Source organism: Paenibacillus sp. FSL P4-0176 (assembly GCF_037975265.1).
Classification (GTDB): domain Bacteria; phylum Bacillota; class Bacilli; order Paenibacillales; family Paenibacillaceae; genus Paenibacillus; species Paenibacillus amylolyticus.
In genome coordinates, this window is record NZ_CP150242.1 from 6,548,765 (window position 1) to 6,573,321 (window position 24,557).

A 24,557-nucleotide genomic window follows, 5' to 3' on the forward strand; every position below is an offset into this window, starting at 1 on the left:
TTTTTTCTTTTTCCTGCGACCACTTTTGTTCTCCCCTTCAACAGATATGTTGTGCCACTCCCTATGCTGTCACCTGTGGTGAACGGCAAAACTATCTATTCTGCGCGAGAAAATCAATTCCTCTTTTTTACATGTAAAAAATTTCTTGTTACGCTTTCATTATAATTTCATCAAACAACTATATCTTAAATGGTATATATGGAAAAAAGACACACATTAACATACCAATACTTAATAAAAGAATATATTTTCCTGTCTACTATTAATCTTAGAGTATAGATCACCCACCTAAAGTGGCTGAAGAATGCTGGGCCGTCATTTATTACTTGAATTTACTTTCTAGGATCTTGCCAGTGTCAGCGTGTAAATCTCGACCGGAATCTCCATGTGGAAGCCAGCATTTAGAATAACCCGCCCACAAGCGTCCAAGGTGCTGCCTGTTGTATAGATATCATCAATCAGCAGTAACTGTATGGGTTTGGCATGCGATATGCCCATATGTGTTGGCAGATGAGATCCCTTGTATAGCTCTTCAATTAACTTCGTGCCATCCGGGTTGATGGAAAAAGCGTTCTTCATCGTTTCAATACGCTCACCGCGTGATTTGAAGCTTTGTTTGGTGGTGTTGATCTGGCGCTGCAACAGATCCACGATGGGTAGGCGGCAGGCGGTGGCGAGCCCAGCAGCCAGCCGCTCCGCCTGATTGAAGCCACGCTCGGCAAGCCGCTCGCTGCTCACCGGGACATAGGTGACCGCGTCAGGCCGCCATTGTGGCTTCGTTTGTTGAGCATGTGTGGCGGAATGAGCCACGGGGGCTGGGGGTTCTTTTGCCAAAGCAGAATTTCGTTCTTCGCTCATCGCTTGAAAGGCTTGAATCAACAGCGCGGTTAGGAGCGGCGCGTATCTTTCATGGCCTCGAAATTTGTACATTCCAATCCATTCTCTCATAAGAGCGTTGTACTGTACGGCGCTGCGGTTGGCGATAAAAGAACGGTTTTGCATGTGTGGACGAGCACAGTCCGGGCACCCAACACCCCGACCACAACGCAGGCAACGGATGGAACGGATCCATGGAATTTGCTTCACACAACGTGGGCATATGCCTGGATAAGTTGAAGACAGAATCGCTCGAGTGCCACATGTCAAACAAGTCGCTCCCGGTGGGGCGAGCAGGTGATGGAGACGCTGGGTCAGGTGTTGCGCGTGATCGGTTATGTTGCTGAGCCAGTTGAACATAGGGGGCATACCTCCAGTCTCGGGAATGTATTGTGATATGTGGATACGAACTGGGCAAAATTATGTCTTGGATGGTGGATGCAGGTAGCCTTTGCGACGAGCGATAGCGTTCATTTTCCGAATCTGGGCAACGGCCTTCACCTGTGAACGTGTCCGACGAGATGATGCAAAAACCACTCTACCCGCCGGGTCATCCATGGAACGCCCTGCTCTACCCGCCATCTGGACCAGTGACGCTTCATCAAAGAGACCATTGTCTGCATCCAATATAAAAACATCACTGCGCGGAATGGTAACGCCACGCTCCAGAATTGTTGTCGTTACGAGCAAACGAATTGTGCGTTCACGAAAGGCTGTAACTTTGCTAGCGCGATCAGGATCCTGAGATGAAGTTCCTTCGATATGGATTCCGGGAAAGGTACGACGCATCAGGTTCACAAACGCCTCAATCTGGGCAATACGTGTCACAAAGACAAATACCTGGGCGTCACGCTTCAATGAAATTTGGATGTTAGTCCTCAAGGCAGAAGGAAGATTTCGTTTCTTAATACATTCAGCAACGGTAACCATTTTTACCAATCTTGGCACGGGCAAAGGATGACGGTGGAAACGTACTGGAACTTTGGCATGATTGAGTTTCCCCCGTGCTGCTTCCCTCTGGAGCCGAGCAGGTGGTGTGGCAGATAGATAGACAAAATTCCCGTCCGGCTTACAGGAGGATGCTGCCGCGTGAGCGAGCATGGGATCGTTGTGATAGGGAAAAGCATCCAATTCGTCGATGATAACAAGATCAAACCCCTGATAAAAACGCATCAGTTGATGTGTGGTCGCAAGCGTGAGCTGAGCATCTTTCCAGCGTTCCTCACTGCCTCCGTAAAGGGTAGCGAGTGAGGTGTCCGGAAAAGCTTTGGCCAGACGCGGGGCTAGCTCCAGCACCACATCCCTGCGCGGCGTAGCGACCAGTGCTCGTCCACCGCGGTCCAATGTATGTTGGAGCAGGGGGAAAATCATCTCCGTCTTGCCGGCCCCGGTCACGGCCCACAGCAAGAACCGCCCCGGCCCATCCCCTGCGGGCGGCCGGGCCAAAAACGCAAGCGCCGCGGCTGCTGCCGCGCTCTGCGCTGCGCTAAGCCCCCACCGGGCGAGCCCGCCGCCGGTGGGGGCCAAGGCCGTGCCACGCGGTGCTTCGCCGCGTCGTGGCACGGCCCCTTGCGGTGCGCTGCGTAGCAGCAGCGCACAAGCACGGCTGCGCCCCAGCGCGAGGCAAGCCTCGCAGTAGGCGCACGCCGTCAAGCCGCAGGCAGCGCAGGGCACGCGCTGCCTGGCTTCGCTGCCACAACGGTGGCAGCGGGGCGCGCTCTGCGCGCGTCCTAGCCACGCGTGCCGACGGCGCGTGGCAGGCCCTTCGAGGGCGGCTGTGATACTCAGCCGCCCGTGCAAGCGCGCGAGCTGCGCAGCCGCGCGCCACTCCCTTGGCGGCTGGGCGGTGTCCGCCAGCAATGCCTCCGCCTCGGCCGCCAGTAATTGGCGGCCGCTGATCCGCTCAGCCAGCAGGGCCGCGTCCCGCTCCAGCTGAGCCCACTGCACGGCGGGATACGGCTCTGGCATCCCGCCTACCAACGCACCACGCGCAGCGGCACTCCCCGCTTTGCCTGCTATACCTTTTCTGGCCTCTGTTTCCCCAGAGGCCAATTCATACACATCCAGCTTCCGTGCAAGATAACTCTGCCATTCGTGCTGGCCCCACTGATCCATACCTCGCTCCATCTCAAAATGTTCAACCAACCAGGATGCCTGACTTAACGGCAACGCCGTATCTAACAGCAACCAGCGCAGCACATGTCGCCCACTTCCTTCCTCTAGCCACCAAACCACATCCACTCGAATATCGAGTGATAACATCATGTTCCACCCTTCCCCTACACGGCACATATACAAAGCAACCTTCATTTACTCTCCTCCCCCATCGTACTTTCTCCTGAACGCAAAAAAAGCACATGCCAATCCGGCTGTTCGCCGGAGCATGTGCTTCATGTCCATATTCCATCTTCGTATGATCAATCTTACTTATCACTATACCAATTGAACCTTTACATCACAAGGTTAGTTACACAACATGATTCCATCATACAATTCTGCTAATAACCAGAATCTTTCTTTAAAATTGCGAAACTTTTTCCAATCTGAATCGTCTATACTTTTAAATTAAGAGTTCTGACTTCGAAAAGTTTATTTTAATACTCTTGAACTCGTCAAAACCCAGACAATAACCATAGATTGCATAAAAACCCATTTTTAATTTAAAAGCAGACTTGGCTACAATTACAAAAAAAGACTACAGCTTCTGCTGTAATCTTTTCACTGTAGATCTGTGCAATGTTAATCCCATTTCCGTTCACATGATGATTTATTGCTCTGACTCACGCAAATCAATCAGGCGAAACGTGTGATCGGTCTGTGCTACCCGTTCAATATCAGCAGGGACAGCAGGCAGATAAGATGTCTCCATGCCTTGCCTTTGCATAAGCTTTTCAATAATCGTAATCGTTTCCGCTTCTGTACGATCAGCAACAACGGTTAATCTGAAGCTCTTACCACGGTATAATAATTCCCGGCAAAGTTCTCTTACAATGCCTTCGATCCGCCCTGCCTGATTGGAAGGGATGAGCAGGATCTGCTCGAAACCTTCAGATTCGGGACGGGAAAGATGGCGCTGGTGCATGGCATGAACGGCCATTGCCGCCAGGAAGTATATGAGCAGAATCATAGTCAGATGAGCAACCATGGCAACTGCACCTCCTCGGAAGGTCATGCTCACCCATGGCGAACATCCCTGTATACAACAAGTATATGCTGTACTTCCTGAAGGGTTACACTCGCATTTCCTATCACTCATATTCCACGCTGATCGACACCGGACGAAGAAAGACAGGCCAGGTCATTCATTCACGCCTAAGCTTGAACATATGTTCCGCACAGCCTTACGCTTTGCTCATTTGCAGTGATAAAGTCCATTAACCCGCAGACCAATCCAACATTCTGGAAAGGGCGCGAGTGAACACCAATCTATACTTCGTCAAGGTTTAATCAACCAATGGACTGACTTACCGTAAGAATACTGCTTTACGAAAAACATAAGGTATTAGAGCGTAACCCAACCATATTTGATCGAATTGATAACAGCTTGCGTACGGTCGTCCACTTCCATCTTCTGCAGAATACTGCTGACATGGTTTTTTACTGTTTTTTCACTGATGAACAGGAATTCACCAATCATTTTATTGCTCTTACCTTCTGCCATCAAGCGAAGCACTTCAGCCTCACGACGTGTGAGCGGGTTATTGTCGCCAGCGACAAATTTAACACCGGCTTCCTTCGAAGCTCCTTCACTCATTGCCCCTGTTTCATTAAGATACGTCATACGACGCAGCTGCATGATCAGTTTGCCTGTTACTTTCGGATGTATGAACGCATGTCCTTCATGCACGGAACGAATCGCATTGATCAGAGACTCTGCCTCCATATCCTTCAGCAAGTATCCGTTAGCCCCTTTACGAAGCGTCTCAAATACATAACTTTCATCATCATGAATGGACAAGATAATTACTTTGACATCAGGGAACAGCTCACGTAATTTCTCCGTTGCCTCAACCCCGTTTTCGATCGGCATGTTGATATCCATCAATACGATATCAGGTTTATCCTGATTGCAGAATTCGAGCACTTGAATACCATCGCCGCATTCACCGATGACCTCAATGTCGTCCTCCATATTTAAAATGCGTTTCAGTCCCTCACGGAACAGCTGATGATCATCAGCCAAAAGAACTTTAATCGATGCTTTACCAGTATCACGGTTTTCCATCATCCTGCTACTCCTTTCCCTTATCCACGTTTGTCGGGATATGAATCACTATTTTGGTTCCTTGATTTTCTGCGGATTCAATCTCTATTCTTCCTTCTAACAGTTCAACCCGTTCTCTCATCCCAATCAGACCGAAGTGGGTATGATCCTTGCTTTTCTTGGCAAGAAGCTCCGGTTTGAACCCAAGCCCATTGTCCTGAACGACAATTTTGACGAGCTGAGCCTGGTATGTAATTTCCACTACAACATAAGTGGGATAAGCATGCTTTGCAGCATTCGACAGACCTTCCTGCACGAGGCGGTAGATTGCAGCCTCCATGGCTGAAGATAAACGATGTTCCTTACCTCTTGTTTCAAAAAGCGACCGGATTTTCGTTTTTACCTCAAAATCCTGCACATACTTCCGAAGCGTTGGAATCAGTCCCAGATCATCCAGTGCCATAGGACGCAGATTGAAAATAACTTTTCTCATTTCTTCAAGACTGGAACGAACCTGGCCTTTCAAATCTACTATTTCGGCCTGGACCATCTTAAAATCCTGCTTAATGAGCATTCTTTCTACAATTTCCGTCCTAAGCACTAGATTGGCGAGCATCTGGGCAGGCCCGTCATGAATTTCACGAGCAATACGTTTCCGCTCTTCTTCCTGGGCCAAAATTATTTTCAAACCAATCATTTGTCGATTTTTGGCATTTTCAATGATCCGGGTCACTTGACCTAGTTCACCTGACAGGTATTCGAGTACAACACCCATCTGCGAACCGATGGTCTCGGCACGCTCCACAGAAGCTTCCACATTTTTGGCACGCTTCTGTAGGTCATCCCGACGGGCCTTCAGATACATTTCCTTCTCACGATAAATCATCAGATCCAGCTGCAGCTGTGTTGCTTTCTCATATGCCTGCTTGATATCATGCTCGGAATAACGGACAAAGTCGCGGCTAACCTCAGTCAGCCGGATCCGGGAACGGCGGTAGTTCAGCTCCAACTGATCTACTTTCTCGATCGTTTCCGCCGTCTCCTTCAACACCGACTTCAACTCCTCGTTGAGTGTTTTCAGCTCATCGCGAGTCGAGTCCATGATTTCGAACATTTGATATTTGCTGTTTTCCATGACTTGTATGGCGTTTTTAATGACGCGGTCTATGGCATCGGCTTGTAAATCCACGTTTGTTCGACTCCATTTCTATCGTTTCCGGTATATATCATACCATATCACGATGAGATGGTAACGGTCTTCGTTTTCTGTTCCCATTTTACAGTGAGACCAAGTTGCTCGGAAACGAGTCTGAGCGGGACTAAAGTCCTACCACCCGTTACGTATGGTGCAACAGTTGCGCTCTGTCTTTTACCATTCAGAATGAATTCTTTCTGCCCTACAACCAGATCAATCAGCTTGCCACCACGTAATACCGTGATCCGCTGATTTTTGCTATCCCAGCTTGCCTGACCACCAAAAGCGTCCAAAACATGTTTGATTGGCACATACGTTGTACCATTTTTCAGGACCGGTGCTGCATCAATCACTTTTTTCGTTCCGTTCACCGTCATCGATTTCTGTCCAAGCACAAGCGAAGCTGTACCCGTAGGCAATCCGACTTCACTGGACTTGGAAGGCATCGTGAATGCGATATTGTCAAAAGCAACCGTACCTGATTTCGCACGCTCATCCTGACCTTCTTCCACGTTCACCACATAGACCCGCTTCAGCTTCGCCGGATAGGCGATGTTCAGTCCGTTTAGGTCCACGCTCAGCTTCTTCCACCCGTTCCAGTCAATCGCCTTGGCGAGATCGGCATATACCGTTTTGCCATTGGCATCTGTGAATTCGGCACGTAACCAGTTCAGGCTCTTATCTCCCATAACATCCATCGACATCGACGTAGCCGCTGCAGATACCTCTCTGCCAGTAGAACCATTCAGTTGTGCATAAGCGTACATTTTGCCTGTTCCAGCAGTCATATCATAACCGAGTTGCAGTACATTGGAGCCGGCTTTTTCACCAGTTCCTGCTGTGACTGTTGCCGTACCAGTTACACCCGCTGCGTTCGTTGTGAAGTTAATCGGATAATTCACGTTTTCGAAGTTCTCCCAGATCGTTTCACTTGCAGAAGCCGAGAGTACTACGACTGTGCTGTAACCATCATAACGACCAATCGCATATCCTACTTGTGCACCAGAATTAACGGAAGATACCGTTAATTGGTCAGCAGTAACTTTACCTTTGAACCCGATAAATTCCCATGTCAGCGAGTCTGCCGGAACCGTCACACTTTGTCCGCTCTTCGTTGTTGCCGTTACAGGAATGGACATCGTTGTGCCTGCTTGGAGCGAACCGAGACCCGATCCTGCTGTCAGGGAAGCCAATTCACTTCCACCCAATACCGATACTTTAATCGAGGATGAAGCTCCATTGCTCGTTGCCGTCAGCGTTGCTGTGCCTGGCTTCACGCCTTTGATTGTACCGTTGCTGACACTCACGATGCTGTTGTTGCTGGACTTCCAGGACATGCTGATATCGCCTGTTGCGATCGGGTTGTAGTAGGTGTCATATCCTTTGGCTGTGTACTTGCCCTCTTGACCCACCAGCAACGTTTGGCTACCACTCACGGCAAAGCCCTTCAGTTTACCTACAGGAGCCGTAGAGAACACACCTAGCGTGTTTACAACCTGACGTTGCTCGGTGCCATACTCTGTGTTGAACGTCAGACCAGCGGTTTGCTCACCCAACGGACGTGTTACCATGGTTGTGGAGCCGCCTCCATCCAGGTTCATGCCTTTCCAGACACCCACACTGGTCATAAAGGATTGCAGTTCCGTCAGCGACATCCCGCTGCTGTTACTGTTTTTCTCCGCTGCGATGATGTAGACATACCGACCATCCTGGGAGTATCCTACTGCCGTTCTGGCACGAATGCCACCAATGCCGGAAGATGCGATATCACGGGAAAAGGAAGCTGCCTTTCCACCGTTCACCAAAATGGTATGACCGCCAATCATCATCTCCAGGTTACTAGGATCAACCGATTGCCCGGTTGTTTTGGCTTTTAGCTTGTAATCCGCATCCAAGGTTTGCCCAACGGATAGATGGCTCATGATCCATGTCGCCGCTGTTCCATGCGCACGCAAAATGTACCCATCCTTCGGCACCGTCATGTTTAACGCTTTTTTATCCGAGATTTGGGTAATTACTCCGTTCTGCACGAGAACCTCTGTTGGCGTTGTGGAAGGATCATTTGGTCGTTTGCTCGATGTCCATGCCGGTGTATAAATATACATCGAGTTGGCATGACTATACTTCACCGCACCCGACTCTACCGTATAATCCTCTTTATTTATCCCACGCAAAGCAAAAGTTGAACCATCCTGTGCCTTCACTGTTCCGTCAAAGGAATACTCGTCGATCATCGGTTTACCATCCTTGGTCACCGTCAGGGCATACATGCCTGACAGCTCAGAAGGTGTGGAGACCAGCACGCCATCGGAGACCTGTCCACCAATGGGTGCGAGCTCGCCGGATACATTGAAGTAATCGCCATTTACAGCAGCTACTGCACCGTTTTCCTTGGCCATGGCACCTGTGCTCTGTTTACTGTTCAGATTACCGCCCTTGCCTGTCATTACATCCAGCTTCACATACGGGTTCTGCAGATCCACCTGGACTACATCCGCCAGTACGTTGACCTTGGAACCGGAACGTGTTGTTGTATATCTGTATTTCATGAGCTTCGCACCCGAAGTCAGAATTTCTTCACTCAACTTGCTTGTATTTGTAGATGCTGCTGCGGCCACCGATTTCCACGAAGTGCCTGACCACATCTGCCCGCCTGCGCTCATCACCGGTGCAATCCAGATTACACCCGCCAGCGTCACAATTGCCCATTTCTTCACCTTACTGCCCTTAACGTCTTCCAGCTGTTTCTCATGTTTCCCCAGCATGTCTGAAACGTCTCTCCCATCTTGTATATCAATCTTAGACATCACGAACACTGCCAAGTAGGCAGCCGATAGCGAGATCTCTAGTATACTCTTCTATTAATAGACTGCTTTTTGTGGAAAAAGTTACGCCCCCAGCTAACTTTGAGGGGATTCTTGGCAAAAAGAAACCCATGTATGCAATTAGCTACTCATACATGGGAATTTATCTGTATACTGATATTCGTTATATTTTCAATTTAACTCTGGGAAATGAATTTCGGGTAACATTCGATTGGGGTCCTCTTCGTTCTCACTAATGTCATGATCATAACTATAATTCCAGTGCCCATTGGCGTAATCGAGGTAGATCAGCGCTTCATATATAGAATGGTTCTGCTCTATGTTCTCTGAGATGTAGCTCCATTCCAAGGTTGCATGAACAACAGCTTGGTTCTCCCCAAGAAACACGACTCGTTCATTAGACATATGATACGTAGTGTCTCCATACTCAAAGGAAGCTCTTGTAATGTGCTCCCATGTTCTCCATTCATCAACTGCATTTGCGTTCATTCGTTCAATATCAAATGGCGAAGTATATTTATACGTTAAATCAAAGTCTTTCTGATTAAACGCTCTATAATATTGCCTGAGGTCAGATAGGACATTTTGTTGCTTCTCATTAAAATTCTCTTTTATCGTATGTACAGATTTATCGATATCTTCTGGAAGCGTAGTATTGCTGGAAAGATATCGATCCTGAAGTATTTTCCACTGATTGTTCTCCTTTATAATTCGAAACACGACTTCATGTTGGTCGTTTATTACCTGACTATTATGAATATAAGTAACGTACAATAATGCCTGATTCGCAGATTCGTATGTAATGCTTGTTATATCAACATTGTAGATTCGATCAGGGATTTCGCTCACTTGGGGTGCAATCTTACTATCCGTCAGATAGGATCTCTGCATATGATCTGAAGCAAGGAGCTTTACAGTGAAAGCTCTATCATATGTTGTTATCAAATCAAGTATCTCTTTCTCTTGACCATACCCATACTGCACCATCCACGCCGTATTCGACTTTTTATCATACTTAACCGCATGCTTGGTTAACCAGGCGGCATAACGGATAGGTAAAAAGAATTTTCCATCAATCTGAATACCTGGCCTTTGTAATTCGTAGTAATCTCCCGATCCACTAATGTAACCATCGTCCGGTAGAAAGATAAATTTTGATTTCCCGATCTTAACTGAAATCTCTCGATCTACCACTGAGTAATCCGCTTGGTACCCCATTAGTTGAATAAACTCTCGAAACGGAACATACACCGTTCCTGATTTTGTCATCAGTTTAATATTTGTTGGCTTTTCATTTACGTACAGTTGTATGGATTCTTTATTATCTTGAGCATACGCCAGTGATGGTATAGATATTAACCCCAGAACGAGGACAAAAACTAGCATTTTTTTAAGCAAATTTACACCCTCTATCCATGAAATTTATGACTTTATAATATAAAGAAGCGAAACCAACCAGTTGAACTTATTCCCCTGATCGATTTCGCTTCACTAAGATAAAGAGCTAATTACTATTACAGATATCCTAACTTATCCAGGACACGTTTCAACATGACTGCTGCCTGTGCACGAGTTGCATTTCCCTGAGGTTCAAATGTTCTGGCTGTCATGCCTTGAATGATTCCCTCTTGCACCGCTTTGGCAACAGAATCCTTGGACTGAATTTTGTTGCTGTCCTTGAACTTGGATAGAGTGGCAGTAGCCGAAGATTGAAGAGAGACTGTTTTCCCACCGTAGTTCATCGCACGTACCATCATAAGCGCCATCTGCTCACGCGTAATGGGGCGATCCGGCTTAAACGTGCCATCGGTATTCCCCGTAATGATCCCCGCTTCAGCGGCAGCCCCGATATAGGCACTTGTCATACTTCCACTGCGAACGTCCCTGAAACGACTCGCTGCAGTTGGTTCTCCATTTAAACCCAGACCTCTGGCGACCAATTCAGCGAATTCTGCACGTGATATATTCTCATTTGGTCGATAGTAAGAACCATTTGGTGCATTAATAATCCATTTGGCAGAGAGTTCCTTAATAACTGCACTAGCCCAGTGTGATGTGGTGTCCGGATAATTAACAATATGGTTGACCGGAACTACCGATTGATTCCCATTCAGTTGTCCTTGGACAACTACACTTCCTGGTGTATTTTTAAACGAGCTAGGTACGTTTGATAACATGAAGGTAACTGGATCAATATAAGTGAATCCAGATGTTACTGTAGAAGTACCTACTGGTAATTGCATGGATAACTGACTTTTCACTTTCTGCTCCACACGTTGATCGGTCGTACCATTACTTGCAAACAGGTACACATCCGTATAATTCGCAAGTTTCTGCGCTCCTGCACCTGCAATCAAGCCTTCCATCGTCCCCGATGAAGACACTGGTACCGTCTCTAACTGAACGTATAAGGATGGAACTGCTGCTCCTGTCGTTGTACTTGTGTTTGACGTTCCTACACTCCGACTCATAGCCGCCATATCTAAATTAGACAGTGGCATCGTCCAGAGAAGATCGCCATATTTCACACCAATAGTACCTGTTCGATAACTTGCAGCAATCTGAGTCAGTGCATTGAATGGGAATCCAACATACGCAGCCGATTCACTGTCCGGAATCTCGAATACCACCGGCTGAGTCAATTTCCCGTTTGCTCCAGCGTATTCAAAGGACTGAATCAACTTGGTTGCATCCACGTTGAATTGACGAGTCGGGCGATTATAGTGGGACATCGCAGATACAGCAGAAGCCGTAGTGTTATTCATCACAAGTAAAGACTGACCATAGCTCGTTGCATCCAATTCCGACAACCAGGAAGGACGGTTTCCCGACTGATTATTGTTCGAACTATTATTCGTCTGTTGTAACGTAAGTGGACCAAATGCTGTTATCGTGACATTCGACGCATCCCGTAACGGCACTGCCCCAGGTACATAACTCACCGTTCCCGTCTGAGTAGCTGTCGATGTTACTGCTGAAGTATCCACTTTCAACGTCACCACAGAGCCAGAAGCTGAAGCAGACAATACAGTTGTGGTTGAATTACCAATCACTACACTGAACTGAGATGCTGTTAGTGCAGCCTGGGACTGGATTGAATCACGGAAATTAATCTGAACCGTGTCTCCCTGAAGCGTAGCCGACAGGATTTTGCCATTTCCATATGTGTACGTTACTGGAGTCAGATTGAGATATCCTGCTGGGTTATTGTTCAGATCCGTTAATCGCAATGCTCCAGGTACATATGATAACGATATATTTTGTGTATCCTTCACCGCTGAAGCCAGCGTTAACGTAACCAGATCATTTTCGATCTCAGAATCATTAACGAAGACTGGCTTACCATCGACCAGAACAGAATATTGGCTGTTGAGCGGTTTATTCGTCGTGTTCAGTGGTTCATTGTAACGCATCCATAACTTGTTACCACTCACCTCAGCACTCTTAAACTCAGGTGGTTTGGTATCAATTGAATTGCGGACATAGAAGCCGCTGAATCCAGCAAGAGCCTGTCCACGTGTATCTTTTACAGGCCATGAACCTGGCGTGTATGCGACCCGCACGACTTCACCATCCGTAATGGATCGACTAAGATTCAACGTCACCACAGAGCTGCCATTGATCGATATGCTATTGATGCCTACAGCATATTGATCCGCAGTTACACTGAATTGTCTTGCTGCATCACTTGAAGTGATATATACCGTCTCAGGATAGTACAACGTCATTGTACTGTAATACACGTTACCTTCTCGCGGCTTGGACATAACAGAATCTAAACCGTTCTCCACATCTCTTGCGCCAAAAGCAGCCGCAGCATTGGAAGATTGATCTGTAAGACGATTACCTGTAGTACCGGGTGTATATGAAATCCGCACAACTTGTCCTACCGCTACACCCGTATCCAAGACAACATATACACTGTCACCTGAGATATAAGTGGAGCTGACATTCCTCTTTTCACCATTTACAGTTACAGCATAAGTACTACTCAGCGAATTAGTGCTGTACAGCCACTCATCATACGTCAGGCGAATGGTGTTATTGCTATGCATCTTAGCATTTTTCAACACAGGTGCAGTTGTATCTGCACTTAATGTTTTAAAGGCCCATGATGTAGACCCATTAAGACCTGTAAATGTATTTCCTGCTTTATCACGAAACGTATTGGCTGGAATGTCTACCACGTAATTTGTGTTGCTATCCAATGCGTTCGTAGGTGTAATAAGCAATTGTCTATTGTTTGCACTATTAATGACTGTCTTAGATGAAACAGTTGCTCCATTTGTTTTTTTGAGCGTTACATTCTGAATGTAATTCGGATCAAGTTCTTTGTTGAACGTAACTGTTAAATTTCCCGTTAAAGGTGCATTGGTTGTACCGTTTGCGGGAGATACAGTAGATACCATTAGGGACGTCGGATCGGATATGACATTGAATCCCCAAACATTCCCACTAATTGCACTGATATCATTCTCATTTCTATCCCTCAAAAAACCTTCTGGCATTACGATGTAATATGTAGTGTTGTTGTTCCAGTTATTCGTGGGAACGATCGTAATCGTATTGGTTCCAAAACCTGTAATTCGAGGTGTTCCTGCATTTACTGGAATCTGCTCAAATACAGTACCACCAACTCTTCCCTGATAAATAATGAGATTCCCTCTACCTGCAGTTACCGGCTTATCAAATGTCATCACTACCGTAGTTGAAGGGGATACCATTGCTGCGTTATCAGGAATTCTACTCACAAGGGAAGTTGAGCCTAGCCCCAGTGTGCTGAAGGTCCACTCTTTGTTAGTCAGTCCCGGAAATGGAGTATTGTCCGCGTAAACAAATGATTTATTATCTATCTCTACGTAGTATGTTGCTCCCGGTAGAGTCTTGCCCAGTGTAATCGTCACTCGTAGGCCAATAGCTGGTACTGGCGTATTGTCTCCCGCATCCGGTGTCGTTGGGTCTGTAATCGGTGGTGTGGGATCAATTACAACTTGGTCACTGGATACCAGCACCGAACCCATCGTTGTATTATCATCCAAACGCTTAATCAAGATTGAACTTTGTGTACCCGGTGCCTTCTGAACAGATTTATCAAAATCAATAACGAATGGTACTGAACTATCCACATTCGTTCCTTTCACGGCAGGAACAGTGTTCGTTATTCCATTTGCACTTAATTCATTGGCCGCATATGCTCCCTGCTCGACTCCACTCCAACCCGTAAGCCAACCTTGAGCCGTCAGCATAACAATTAAGATTCCGAGCATGCCTTTTCTTGCAATTCTCTTCAATTCCACTGATCTTCCCCCTTATCTGCATTTCTTCTCCTGTCTGATGTACAGACCTCATTATGTATTTCGGTTAGAGAAGGGATTTCATTTAGTTATTTGGGGATTTATTCCATAATTTTTCCTTTGTCCATGACAAGGCAGTTAAATCGATGGAAGCACAAAAAAGCCCTTAATTCCTTAACGGAATCAAGGGCTTCATTACTATTACACCTAAATTACAGACCTGCTTGAGTTTTCAAAAGGTCTACTTTATCCACTTGTTCCCAAGGTACATCCAGATCTGTACGGCCGAAGTGACCATAAGCAGCCGTTTGTTTGTAGATTGGGCGACGCAGATCCAGCATACGAATAATGCCAGCCGGACGAAGATCAAAGTTGTTACGCACAAGCTCAACCAATTTCTCTTCGCTGACTTTGCCAGTTCCGTATGTATCCACGTTGATCGATACCGGGTTGGCTACACCAATCGCGTAAGCGAGCTGGATTTCAACTTTGTCTGCAAGACCTGCAGCTACAAGGTTTTTCGCTACGTAACGTGCCGCATATGCTGCGGAGCGGTCCACTTTTGTCGGATCTTTACCAGAGAACGCACCACCGCCATGACGTGCATAACCGCCGTAAGTATCTACGATGATTTTACGTCCAGTAAGGCCTGCATCTCCCTGAGGTCCGCCAATAACGAAGCGTCCTGTTGGGTTGATGAAATATTTAGTCTGCTCATCCAGCAATCCAGCTGGAACGACAGGCAAGATTACATGTTCTTTGATGTCTTTTTGGATCTGCTCCAGCGTAGTCTCCTCAGCGTGCTGAGTAGACACAACGATTGTATCCACACGTACCGGTTTGTCACCGTCGTATTCAATCGTTACTTGCGTTTTACCATCCGGACGAAGATATTCCAATGTACCGTTCTTACGCACTTCCGCCAGACGGCGTGCGATACGGTGGGACAGAGCGATTGGCAAAGGCATGAGTTCTGGTGTTTCGTTCGTTGCAAAACCGAACATCAGACCTTGGTCACCTGCACCAATGTTCTCTGTTTCACGAGCGACTTGTTCCGGGTCACGGTTCTCAAGCGCTGCGTTCACGCCTTGGGCAATATCAGCGGACTGCTCATTCAGAGAAGTCAGAACTGCACAAGTGTTATAATCAAAACCGAACTTGGCACGTGTGTAGCCAATATCCTTAATTGTATTACGAACGATGGACGGAATGTCCACGTATTCAGAAGCTGAACTGATTTCACCGATGACCAGCACTAAGCCTGTGGCTACGGAAACTTCGCAAGCTACGCGAGCATTGGGATCGTTCGCCAGGAACGCGTCCAATACGGCGTCTGAGATCTGATCGCAGATTTTATCCGGATGTCCTTCAGTTACAGACTCCGATGTAAATAGATGCCGGCCTTTAACAGACATGAAGTTTCAACCTCCCATAACTAGTAGTATGGCGATTGCCCGAACAAAACATGACAGCGATTCGTTCACTGTACCCTCGAAGCTTTCCAAAATGGAATAAGGACGCAGAGTCCGCAGTACCGAAGATAAGGATTTTTCAGGTAATTGCCTCAAACGAAAATCAACCTTTCCCTAGTGGAAAAGGTTGCATACCTCAAGTGCCATCTTAACGTATTTGTCAAGACGTGTCAAACGAAATGGGGTAAGGAAAATGCCCTATAAGTGCTGTTCTGCCTGGCGAATTAGCCTTTTGGTGATCTCTCCACCAACCGATCCATTCTCGCGGGAAGTCAGATGTCCCCACCCTTTGTATTGCCCATAGGAGTGATCACTCACTTCACCCAGTTCAGATCCAAATTCTGTATCCGCACCAGCTAAACCTCTGCCACCATAACCTACATTGAGACCAAACTCTGCAGCAATCTCATACTTCATCTGATCCAGCATTTGACGACTTTCGGGTACCACTTTGCGATTGCTTCTAGCCATGATTCCTGCACCTCCATTAATTGATTGTCAACAGTTATAGAGTGAGCAGGAACAAGGCTGGCTAGCCGTATTAATGTTTGTTAGAAATGGGTAATCTGAGCAAATGAAAAGTAAGACTAATGAATAATTCCTTTTACAGCTACAAAAACTATTTCAGAGTATATCCACCACGAACCATTACAGTTAAGCTGTATTTGTTTCCTTCCAATACCGTGATCCCCCGTCCATCCCTTGGAAAAGAGAGCAGGTGATTGGTGGGCGCTGCCTGTCCATTCGTCAGGTCAATCCCGTCCGTCAGATCAGCTACGCCATTCGTACCTTCACTGACGATCACAGCTTTGCCGCTACGTACAATGAACTCCGCACCAGACTTACCGATCAGCTGTTGACCCGGCTTCACCGTTACGATCTCAACGGCATCAGAAGCGCCTGAGACCAGTGGAGGAAGTGATGTGTCTCCACCTGTGCTACCGGAGTTCCCGGACCCTGTAGGGCCAGAGTTGTTACCATTTCCTGCATTGCTGTCTGTTCCTGTATTGGTACTACCGTTTCCAGTCGGAATCTTACCGCCCAAAGCCTGTTGGATCTGCTGATCTACATAACTCTTTGTTACAACCGGATCATCTGCTGTTCCTGGCTGGCTTGTACCTGCACCGATGGCTGTATTACTGTATACCGACCCAACCCAGACGCCAACACCAATGGCGAGCGCAGCGAGGGATACTTTCATATAAGGTTTCATGTGAATCATTTTCCTCCTCTGGTAATCTATTAACTTTAACTATAGAGAATAAATAGACATGCGACAAGCAAAACCTCACTTCCGTAGATGTGGAAGCGAGGTCTTAACTTTAAAATATCTTAGTTTTCGTACAAATTACCGATTATTATTGGGATTATTAGAACCCTCTTCCGGGAACTCCGGGATGATCGGTTCTTCTTTAGGCAGTTTGGATACATCGTAACTATAGCCTTGTTCTGCAAGACGAATTCGTTGACCTTCGAAAACATCATACAAGGCAACACGATATGAGCCACCACGTATTTTATCAAATACCGTATCATCAATACTCCAGTTAAGCGTCTGATTAATACCTGTCTTCAGATCAGTTCCTGGTGTGAGCTCTTTATCAAACACTTTTCCTGACCCATCAGTTATAGATAGAATCAGCTTGTGTCCATACTCTCCACTATCCACAGCTTCCTCCTGTGTTAAGGAGTAGATCATCTCGATCTGTACTGCCGTTCCACCTGTAAGGTAAGCTTTAATATTGCTGCCCGAGAATTTGAACGGATACAAGTCGATATCATTCAGAGAAGATAGAACAGATAATGATTTCGGCTGTACTTCAAATGACATGGCATTAACATAAGCCGTTGCATCACCTTCACCGGTTACAAACTTGTTATCAGCAACTCCTTCACCTACAATCAGACGCATATCAGATAATGTTTTTACACTCTTCGGCACTTTGGCCCAGAACGTAACGATACTCTTCTGACCTGGTCCCGGTACACGGTTTGCCTGCTTAGCTGTTGCTTTGTAATATTGACCATCTGCTGTTTTGTAGTATCCTACCAACTTCGCAAGGCCACTCTGACGCAGAGACTTATTCGTCATCTCGAATTCGGTGTATACAATATCGGACGAAGATCCCGGATATACATATGTTCTGCGTATGCCCAGCTCTGTTTCTTTATCTGCAGTTCCTTGAGTATAGGTTTTCCCTTCGCCTACATAAGAGAGGGGCTGAATTAAACCGGACGTACTAAGAGTAATCCAATCGTTCTTTTCTTCTTCACTTACTTTCTCCTGCAAAGTTAATTCCAGACGGCTCATATTGAGTTCAGATGGAATCTTCGTCAAGAGATAAGCTTCGGTGACCATACCAGAACCTAGTAACTTGCCACCTTCTGCACGAATCAGCTTCGTATCTCCATCAATACGTGCAGAATCGATTGTGAACATCGCTTCCAGCTCAGGCAATTGAACCGTTTTGGTCGATGCATTACGGATGGTGACCTTGGCAGCAATAATATCACTGTCTGTCCATGGGAGCCGTTGCAAGGAGCCTACAGATACACCGAATGTACCTTTACTATTTTTAATTACCGTTTCTGTCGTAAGTCCATCTCCACTTGTTACGGATTCAGGAATAGCATAGATGCCAACCGGATAGGAGAACTCAAAGCCACTTGTACCTCCACCAGACGTTTCCCCTTCTTTGCTCTCATCTTTGGTTGTAGGTGTCATCGCATATAATTTGATTTTGCTGGTATCCCCATTCCCTTGGATCGTAGAGTTCAGTTTGATCGTTTTAGTCGCACCTGGCTTCAACTTCAGATCATCTAATGCCTTCGTCTCGATCGGATAAGAAGTACCATCTTCTGTACGGATCTCTAATGCGTATTTGGGAACCTTAACTTCTTTTTTCCCTTGGTTCTTAATGACCCACTGCATCGTTAGATCAAACTCTTCATCCTCACCACGGACACGAGCAGATTCCAGAAGAGTCGATACAGGTTGTCCATCAATCGAGATAATGTTCGGTTGATTCGCTACTACGTTTACATTCGTTTGGCTAGCTTCAGGAAGCTGTAGTGCTGCAACTGGCAGAGCAGTCTTCTCTTCACCTTGTTCTTCCACTAGCAATAATTCTGACTTTTCCAGTTTCAACGCTGTAGGCAATGAAGCCATTAAATTTAACATTTTGTTGGCCTGTGCCTGAATACTGACACCTGCACTATCTTTATCCGGGGTCAATGGATAATTCGTACCACCTGGTGTACGTAGAATCCACTTGATGTTTGGATTATCCAATAGCTTATAGCTGATATTATTCAGGTTCACGCCAACTTTGACGTATTGTTTTTTATTCTCCCCTGGATACACTTTAATACCAGAGACTTTAACCTTGACGGCTGAATCACTCAGACGAACCGTCTTCGTTTTGCCTACAGGTGTAGTAATGCTATATGATGCGGGAACATTGAATTTCCCCAGCGTGCTTTCATAATTCGGTTTACTGAAATCCCATTTTACAATCAGGAAGTTCAGATCACTTAATTTCACTTCACGTCCAACCTTCATAACGTATGTGAGATCCACCGTGGAACCCGGTGATACCGTCTTCTTCTCTTGATCCTTAGCGATCAGCTTTGGAGAGAAGCTTGTTCCACCTTTTGTTTTCACTTTGCTCCAATAATCGAGCATCATCATCGGTGTACTGTCATTATTTTTATACGTCAGTGTATACGTCACTGTATTCCCGTCGTCTTGGGACAAGATATTAACGTCGGTTAGCTTCACGGTACTCCGCGCAGTTACTTTGACCGCAGGTACCTTAGCCAGGGTATGTACGACTTTGTTCGTGGTTGTTGTCTGTTGCTTCTTTGTTGTAGTGCTGTTATTGGTAGCAGGTTTACCTGAGTTAGCTGGTGTACTTGCGGCAGCTACTAAGCCTCCACTTGAACTGATGAATAACATACTAGTTATCAAAGTCGTTATGACCTTTTTATGATCCACTTCCAAACCTCCCATAAGTTGCTTGTTGCTTTATAGTATAAACGTTTGGGATGGAGAGAAAGTTACGATGTTGTTGGTATTTATAACAAAAAACAAGCCAGAGATTCGTCTCTGGCTTGTTTTTAAAAATTTAATCTTAGTTTGCTGCAACGATGGAACTCACAGTAATTGGCAAGTTGTTAGCATCAGTACCAGTAACAACTGCTGTTTTACCAGCTACAGAATCAGTATCAATATCAACAAGAATTGTTGATTTGCTAGTACCAGCGAAGTTAGCTGTGTAAGGCGCTCCACCAATTTTTACTTCTGTAATAGAAGTGATAGCTTTGTTCAATGTGATTGTAACTTCACCTTCAGTTGCATTGGCACCATTAGCAAGTGCAAAGTCTGCTGTAGGTACAGTTTCATTTACTTTTGTAGCCGCAGCGTAAGGGATAGAAGCATCAGTAGCTTTTGCATTAACAGCAGCGATAATATCATCTACTGTTACAGCAGCAGCAGCGTCAAAAGTAATCTTGTTAGCTGTTACTACAATTGGAGAACCTACTAAACCAGTATTATCAATTTCAACAGCAATTGCGTTACCTGCTGCCCCAGCTGTTTTAGCTTCCAATTTCAGACCACCTACAGTATTAGATGCTTTGATAGCAGCTACAGGAGCAGTTGTTACAGCTGCTGTACCAGTTACAGTATCAGATGCAACAGAGTTACCTGATGTTCTGTACTCAGCAGATTTACCTGCTACTTTAGAAGTATCAGCTGCATTACGGATGAATGTTGCATTATCTTTCACGCTAACGATATAAACAACATCATCATCATTATCATCGAGGAATGTAACAACAACAGTATTATCTTCAACTACTGTAGTGTAATCCTGTTTTGGTTTAAGCTCATCACCAGAATTAGGTTTATCAGCTCTCTTAACGAGCAAGTTAGTTGCAACGTCTGCTTCGTTAGTATCATCCAAAGTAGTTGTGAATGGAATTACAACTTTTCTGTTAACTTGATTCAGAACTTTATTGCTAGGCAATAGGCTCTCATCAACTGCCGGGCTAACATTTCCAACAGCAGTTACAGGTGTTGCAGCAATTCTCTTACCAGCAAATGTTTGAATTCCGTTGCCAGCAAGGATATTCACTGCACTTCCAGCAGCAATATCAGAATTAGTTTTCAATGTAACCTTGTTACCATCAATGGATACTGAAGATACTGAAGTTCCTGCAACACTGAAGTCACTAGCAGATGCATTAGCAATTGTTTTGTTGAATACAACTTCAATTGTTCTAGCATCTTTACGTGTTCCAGAGTTAACACTCAGGTTATTTAGATCAGCAGTAGCGATAGAGTTAGTTGTAACCCATCCTGTTGCTTGACCAGTTTTAGATTTCAAACCTGCGATACTTACAGAATCAACAGAAGTTGGGAAGGATACGTTTGTACCTTCAATTGTTTCTGGGAATACCAGAACTACAGTTTTACCATTGTTGGATACATTAACACCAACATCAGAAGGAAGGGAAATATTTTGTACTACTCCAGCAGCTGTTTTCTTGAAGCCAATGTAGTAGTTTGCTTTGTTATTCAATGTTGCAAGATCGATTTCTCTATCAAATGTAAGTGCAACAGTTCTGTTTGCGTTATTTACATCAATTCCATAAGTAGTATTCAACGCAGGTGCAGCACTATCACTTGCTACGAAAGTACCTTCGTAGTTAACCATAGTATTTTTCAAAGCAGTTCTATCTTGAACTCCAGAAACTTTAAGTGTGTAAGTTCCGCTGAGGTTAGAATAGAATTCCAAATTAAATACTTTGTTATCAGATCCAGGAGCTACTGTAACGTTTTTAACTGGAATTACATCGCTACCTTTATTAACTGTGAAGTGTTTGATATCAGCAGCATCAACTGATTTGTCAAAACGTACAGTCAATTGGTTAGCAACTTCTGTTCCGTAAGAAACATCAATTAATTTAGGTTGAACCAAGTCTACACTTGCAGTAACTTTATGCTCTTTTGTAGAGTTAACGTTACCTGAGTAGTCTTTAACATCAACATAAAGTGTAGTTTCATATCCTGGCAGACGGTTTTCAGTGAAGTCCACTTCGTATACGTTACCAGAGATTTGTGTTGCCTTACCAGTTTTCTTAGTAGTACCAGACAACCAGTAGAAGCTTTCACTTGTCAAAGCTTGTGGATCGATTTCTTCGTCAAATGTTACAGTTACTTTTTCCAAAGTTGCAGTGATTTCAGTCACTTTAGGACCTTCAGTATCAACTGCTGCTGTAAAATCAGTAGTTGCAGACAAAGATTTCAGACCAGCGTAATCTTCAACCAAAGAAGTTGTCAGCTTGTGAGCTCCTTCAGCGATTGTGCCTGTGTAGTCACGAAGAATTACTTCTCTTTCGTTAGCACCCAGAGTTACAGATCCAACATAAGCTTTGTCATCCAATTGGAAGTTGCTGCTTGTTGGAGTTTTGATTGGCTCAGAGAAAGTTACTTTGATAACTTTAGTTCCCAGAGCTTTAACTTCTGTTACTGTAGGCAAAGTGTTGTCAGCAGATGTGAAGGAAACTTCACCTTGTGGCACTACTGTACCTGTAGAAGATTTCACGTTTTTCACAAGTACTTTATAAGTAGTACCTTGGGAGAAACGACCTTTGGAAGTTGTATCCAAAAGTACACGAACTGTTTTACCATCTTCCAACAGAGTTACTGATTTAACCGCTCTGGAACCAGCATCTACAGTGTAGTTAGCTTTGTCAGTTGCAGTAGCTTTATCTACTTTACCGTCGAAAGCAACGTCAACTTCTTTCAGGTTAGTGGAAGAAGCGGATTGTACTTTAGTTGCAGCTTCTACAACATAAGTAACTTTTTCAGTGAAAGATTTTTCTTTGTAAGTAAATTTCACTTCAGTTTCTTTGTTAGCTTCAAGAGCTTTATCCAAAGTAACTTTTACAGTTTCGCCGTCGCTGATTTTGAATTCAACAACTTTTCCACCTTCAGTTACTGTGTAAGAAGATACTTTCAAGCTTTGCGCTTGGTCAATTGAGTAAGCAGCGCCTACAAGCAATTCACGGGAAGCGTTAGCTGTGAAGTTAGTGTTTGCATCAACCAAACCAGCGTTGATTGCTGCTTGCACATAACCTTTAGCCCAAGCTGGAGCAGTGTTGTTTGTTTCAGCTGGGATTTCAAGATCCAATGCACGAGTCAGGATTGTAGCCATCTCGGACACAGTCACTTTACCGTTGAAGTCGAAGATTTTCTTCTCAACGTTTTTACCTTCCATGATACCAGCAGCAGTTACTGCTTCGATGTAAGGTACAGCCCAGTTTTTAGCTGTGTAGTTTTTGTCAGTGTAAGAAAGAGTTCCAGTGATCTCTTTCAGACCCAGCAATTTAGTGATAACTTTTGCAAACTCAGCGCGAGTCATGTCTTTGTCAAGACCTGCTGTACCATCCGGATAACCGTTGAAGATACCTTTTGCTTTCAATGCATCAAACTGTTGTTGCGGGGAAACTGCTGTGTCACCGAATGCTACAGATGCAAACATTGAGAATGCCATTGCTGTAGACAATGCTACGGATAAAATTTTCTTCATAACCTTTTTTTCTCCTCCTTGGGCGTTCATAACATTTGAATTTTCTTTTTTAATAGGGTCGCTCGTATTCCTCATATATTGTTGCACCCCCTTTCCAGAGTTGTGAGCAAGTTAATATAAATGATGTCTGTGAGCATATCACAGAAACTTGTAAACTAGTTTGTAAATCAGAATCACACGTAAATAGAGTAGTTTCCTAATCCTACCTTACGTATTATACAATGGGTCTCTCGTGCCGTAAAGCAATTTTTTCTAAAAAATAGACAAGATTCTTCACGAGGTCATTCTTGGTAACAGGCCCAATGTTTTCGACTCTACACTTTAAACGCAGTAGATTTCAAAAAGTTGCGGATTGCACAAAAAAAGTTTTGATTTTTTTTATGTATAGGTACAGTGCGGGTATTGAAGCCATTCAAAACCTTTTCAAACCGTTGATACAGCAGTGAATCTGGAATTGTGATCTCTGGTTTACCTGTGCTACCAACGTTTATTTATACCCGCAACTTCAGCCCATGAAGCGACAAAATTCACAAAAAATAAAATAAAAAAGCACCCCTATTGGGATGCTTTTCCTGCATTTCTGGAAATATAAGTTATTTAATCTTCATCGCGAGTTCAATGATTTGAGCACGCATATTTGGATCACTATTCAATCTCAGATACATATCGTCAATTGGTTGTCTGTTCTCACGGTACGTTTTCTCATGCTTCATCGTTGTGTGAGACCATTCAATCAACTCATTCTCAGCCAGAACCAGATTGTTATACGCATCATGGAAGCCAGTGGACTGTACAAGCCCTTCCATAACTTCCTGAGAGATCTCCTGAGTCTTGCGTGTATCTTCCAACTTTTTCTCCAGAATGACTGCCTGCTTCTCAAACTGTGTCTTTGCCTTCATGTAGCCCAGCTGGGCTTTCGAATAAATCGGTTTCATTAGCTAACTTCACCCTCTAGATCATTGTGTATTTACCGTTATTGTATCTTAAACTCTAGCAAATTACAAAAATAGTTATTGGTAATAATTCTGTTTCTTCTATTATAAAAGTACTCTATGTCAATTCATTGACAGCCATGAAAAGGACCTGCCCCTTT

At 45.0% G+C, this 24,557-nt stretch carries 14 protein-coding genes; all 14 read right to left on the bottom strand.

Annotated features, from left to right (window positions below):
• Positions 1–339 precede the first annotated feature (339 nt).
• The 14 genes from MKY95_RS30070 to MKY95_RS30135 all read right to left on the bottom strand — a co-directional run bounded on the left by MKY95_RS30070 (position 340) and on the right by MKY95_RS30135 (position 24,399).
• Entirely contained in the window at positions 340–1,146 is an 807-nt protein-coding gene (locus tag MKY95_RS30070) for a ComF family protein (protein ID WP_338707168.1), read from the bottom strand.
• A gap of 150 nt (positions 1,147–1,296) precedes the next feature.
• Positions 1,297–2,529: a helicase-related protein gene (locus MKY95_RS30075; protein WP_339195798.1), complete on the bottom strand. Its 1,233-nt coding sequence runs from the start codon at positions 2,527–2,529 to the stop codon at positions 1,297–1,299.
• A gap of 1,114 nt (positions 2,530–3,643) precedes the next feature.
• Positions 3,644–4,048 carry a hypothetical protein gene (locus tag MKY95_RS30080; protein WP_143781457.1) on the bottom strand — a complete coding sequence of 135 codons (405 nt, stop codon included), beginning with the start codon at positions 4,046–4,048 and terminating at the stop codon, positions 3,644–3,646.
• Between the two features lie 330 nt (positions 4,049–4,378).
• Entirely contained in the window at positions 4,379–5,101 is a 723-nt protein-coding gene (locus tag MKY95_RS30085; RefSeq protein ID WP_026081439.1) for a response regulator transcription factor, read from the bottom strand.
• Between the two features lie 7 nt (positions 5,102–5,108).
• Positions 5,109–6,269, bottom strand: a complete 1,161-nt coding sequence (locus tag MKY95_RS30090; RefSeq protein WP_076319204.1) for a sensor histidine kinase — start codon at positions 6,267–6,269, stop codon at positions 5,109–5,111.
• 47 nt (positions 6,270–6,316) lie between these two features.
• The gene (locus MKY95_RS30095; RefSeq protein WP_076319205.1) at positions 6,317–9,040 is read right to left on the bottom strand and encodes a stalk domain-containing protein; all 2,724 of its coding nucleotides are present in this window, start codon (positions 9,038–9,040) and stop codon (positions 6,317–6,319) included.
• 231 nt (positions 9,041–9,271) lie between these two features.
• Entirely contained in the window at positions 9,272–10,498 is a 1,227-nt protein-coding gene (locus tag MKY95_RS30100; protein WP_076319206.1) for a stalk domain-containing protein, read from the bottom strand.
• Positions 10,499–10,614: 116 nt separating this feature from the next.
• Entirely contained in the window at positions 10,615–14,397 is a 3,783-nt protein-coding gene (locus tag MKY95_RS30105; RefSeq protein ID WP_076319207.1) for an S-layer homology domain-containing protein, read from the bottom strand.
• Positions 14,398–14,606: 209 nt separating this feature from the next.
• Positions 14,607–15,809 (bottom strand): methionine adenosyltransferase, encoded by a 1,203-nt coding sequence (gene metK / locus MKY95_RS30110; protein ID WP_036612510.1) that lies wholly within the window; start codon positions 15,807–15,809, stop codon positions 14,607–14,609.
• A 255-nt stretch (positions 15,810–16,064) separates the two neighbouring features.
• Positions 16,065–16,337 (bottom strand): alpha/beta-type small acid-soluble spore protein, encoded by a 273-nt coding sequence (locus MKY95_RS30115; RefSeq protein WP_017691962.1) that lies wholly within the window; start codon positions 16,335–16,337, stop codon positions 16,065–16,067.
• 148 nt (positions 16,338–16,485) lie between these two features.
• Positions 16,486–17,079 (bottom strand): hypothetical protein, encoded by a 594-nt coding sequence (locus MKY95_RS30120; RefSeq protein ID WP_339195803.1) that lies wholly within the window; start codon positions 17,077–17,079, stop codon positions 16,486–16,488.
• A 135-nt stretch (positions 17,080–17,214) separates the two neighbouring features.
• A complete protein-coding gene (locus MKY95_RS30125; RefSeq protein ID WP_339195806.1) occupies positions 17,215–19,863 on the bottom strand; it encodes a hypothetical protein in 2,649 nt (882 codons plus the stop codon).
• Between the two features lie 136 nt (positions 19,864–19,999).
• Complete coding sequence (locus MKY95_RS30130) at positions 20,000–23,539, bottom strand: S-layer homology domain-containing protein (protein WP_339195808.1); 3,540 nt, start codon at positions 23,537–23,539, stop codon at positions 20,000–20,002.
• Between the two features lie 518 nt (positions 23,540–24,057).
• Positions 24,058–24,399, bottom strand: coding sequence for a hypothetical protein (locus MKY95_RS30135; protein ID WP_036612519.1), 342 nt, complete (start codon positions 24,397–24,399; stop codon positions 24,058–24,060).
• Between the last annotated feature and the right edge of the window lie 158 nt (positions 24,400–24,557).

What these genes read in the sequence shown, in the direction of transcription:
- MKY95_RS30080 (WP_143781457.1), bottom strand. Translation starts at nt 4,048, where the DNA reads ATGACCTTCCGAGGAGGTGCAGTTGCCATGGTTGCTCATCTGACTATG.
- MKY95_RS30085 (WP_026081439.1), bottom strand. Translation starts at nt 5,101, where the DNA reads ATGGAAAACCGTGATACTGGTAAAGCATCGATTAAAGTTCTTTTGGCT.
- MKY95_RS30095 (WP_076319205.1), bottom strand. Translation starts at nt 9,040, where the DNA reads ATGCTGGGGAAACATGAGAAACAGCTGGAAGACGTTAAGGGCAGTAAG.
- metK (WP_036612510.1), bottom strand. Translation starts at nt 15,809, where the DNA reads ATGTCTGTTAAAGGCCGGCATCTATTTACATCGGAGTCTGTAACTGAA.
- MKY95_RS30115 (WP_017691962.1), bottom strand. Translation starts at nt 16,337, where the DNA reads ATGGCTAGAAGCAATCGCAAAGTGGTACCCGAAAGTCGTCAAATGCTG.
- MKY95_RS30120 (WP_339195803.1), bottom strand. Translation starts at nt 17,079, where the DNA reads ATGAAACCTTATATGAAAGTATCCCTCGCTGCGCTCGCCATTGGTGTT.
- MKY95_RS30130 (WP_339195808.1), bottom strand. Translation starts at nt 23,539, where the DNA reads ATGAGGAATACGAGCGACCCTATTAAAAAAGAAAATTCAAATGTTATG.
- MKY95_RS30135 (WP_036612519.1), bottom strand. Translation starts at nt 24,399, where the DNA reads ATGAAACCGATTTATTCGAAAGCCCAGCTGGGCTACATGAAGGCAAAG.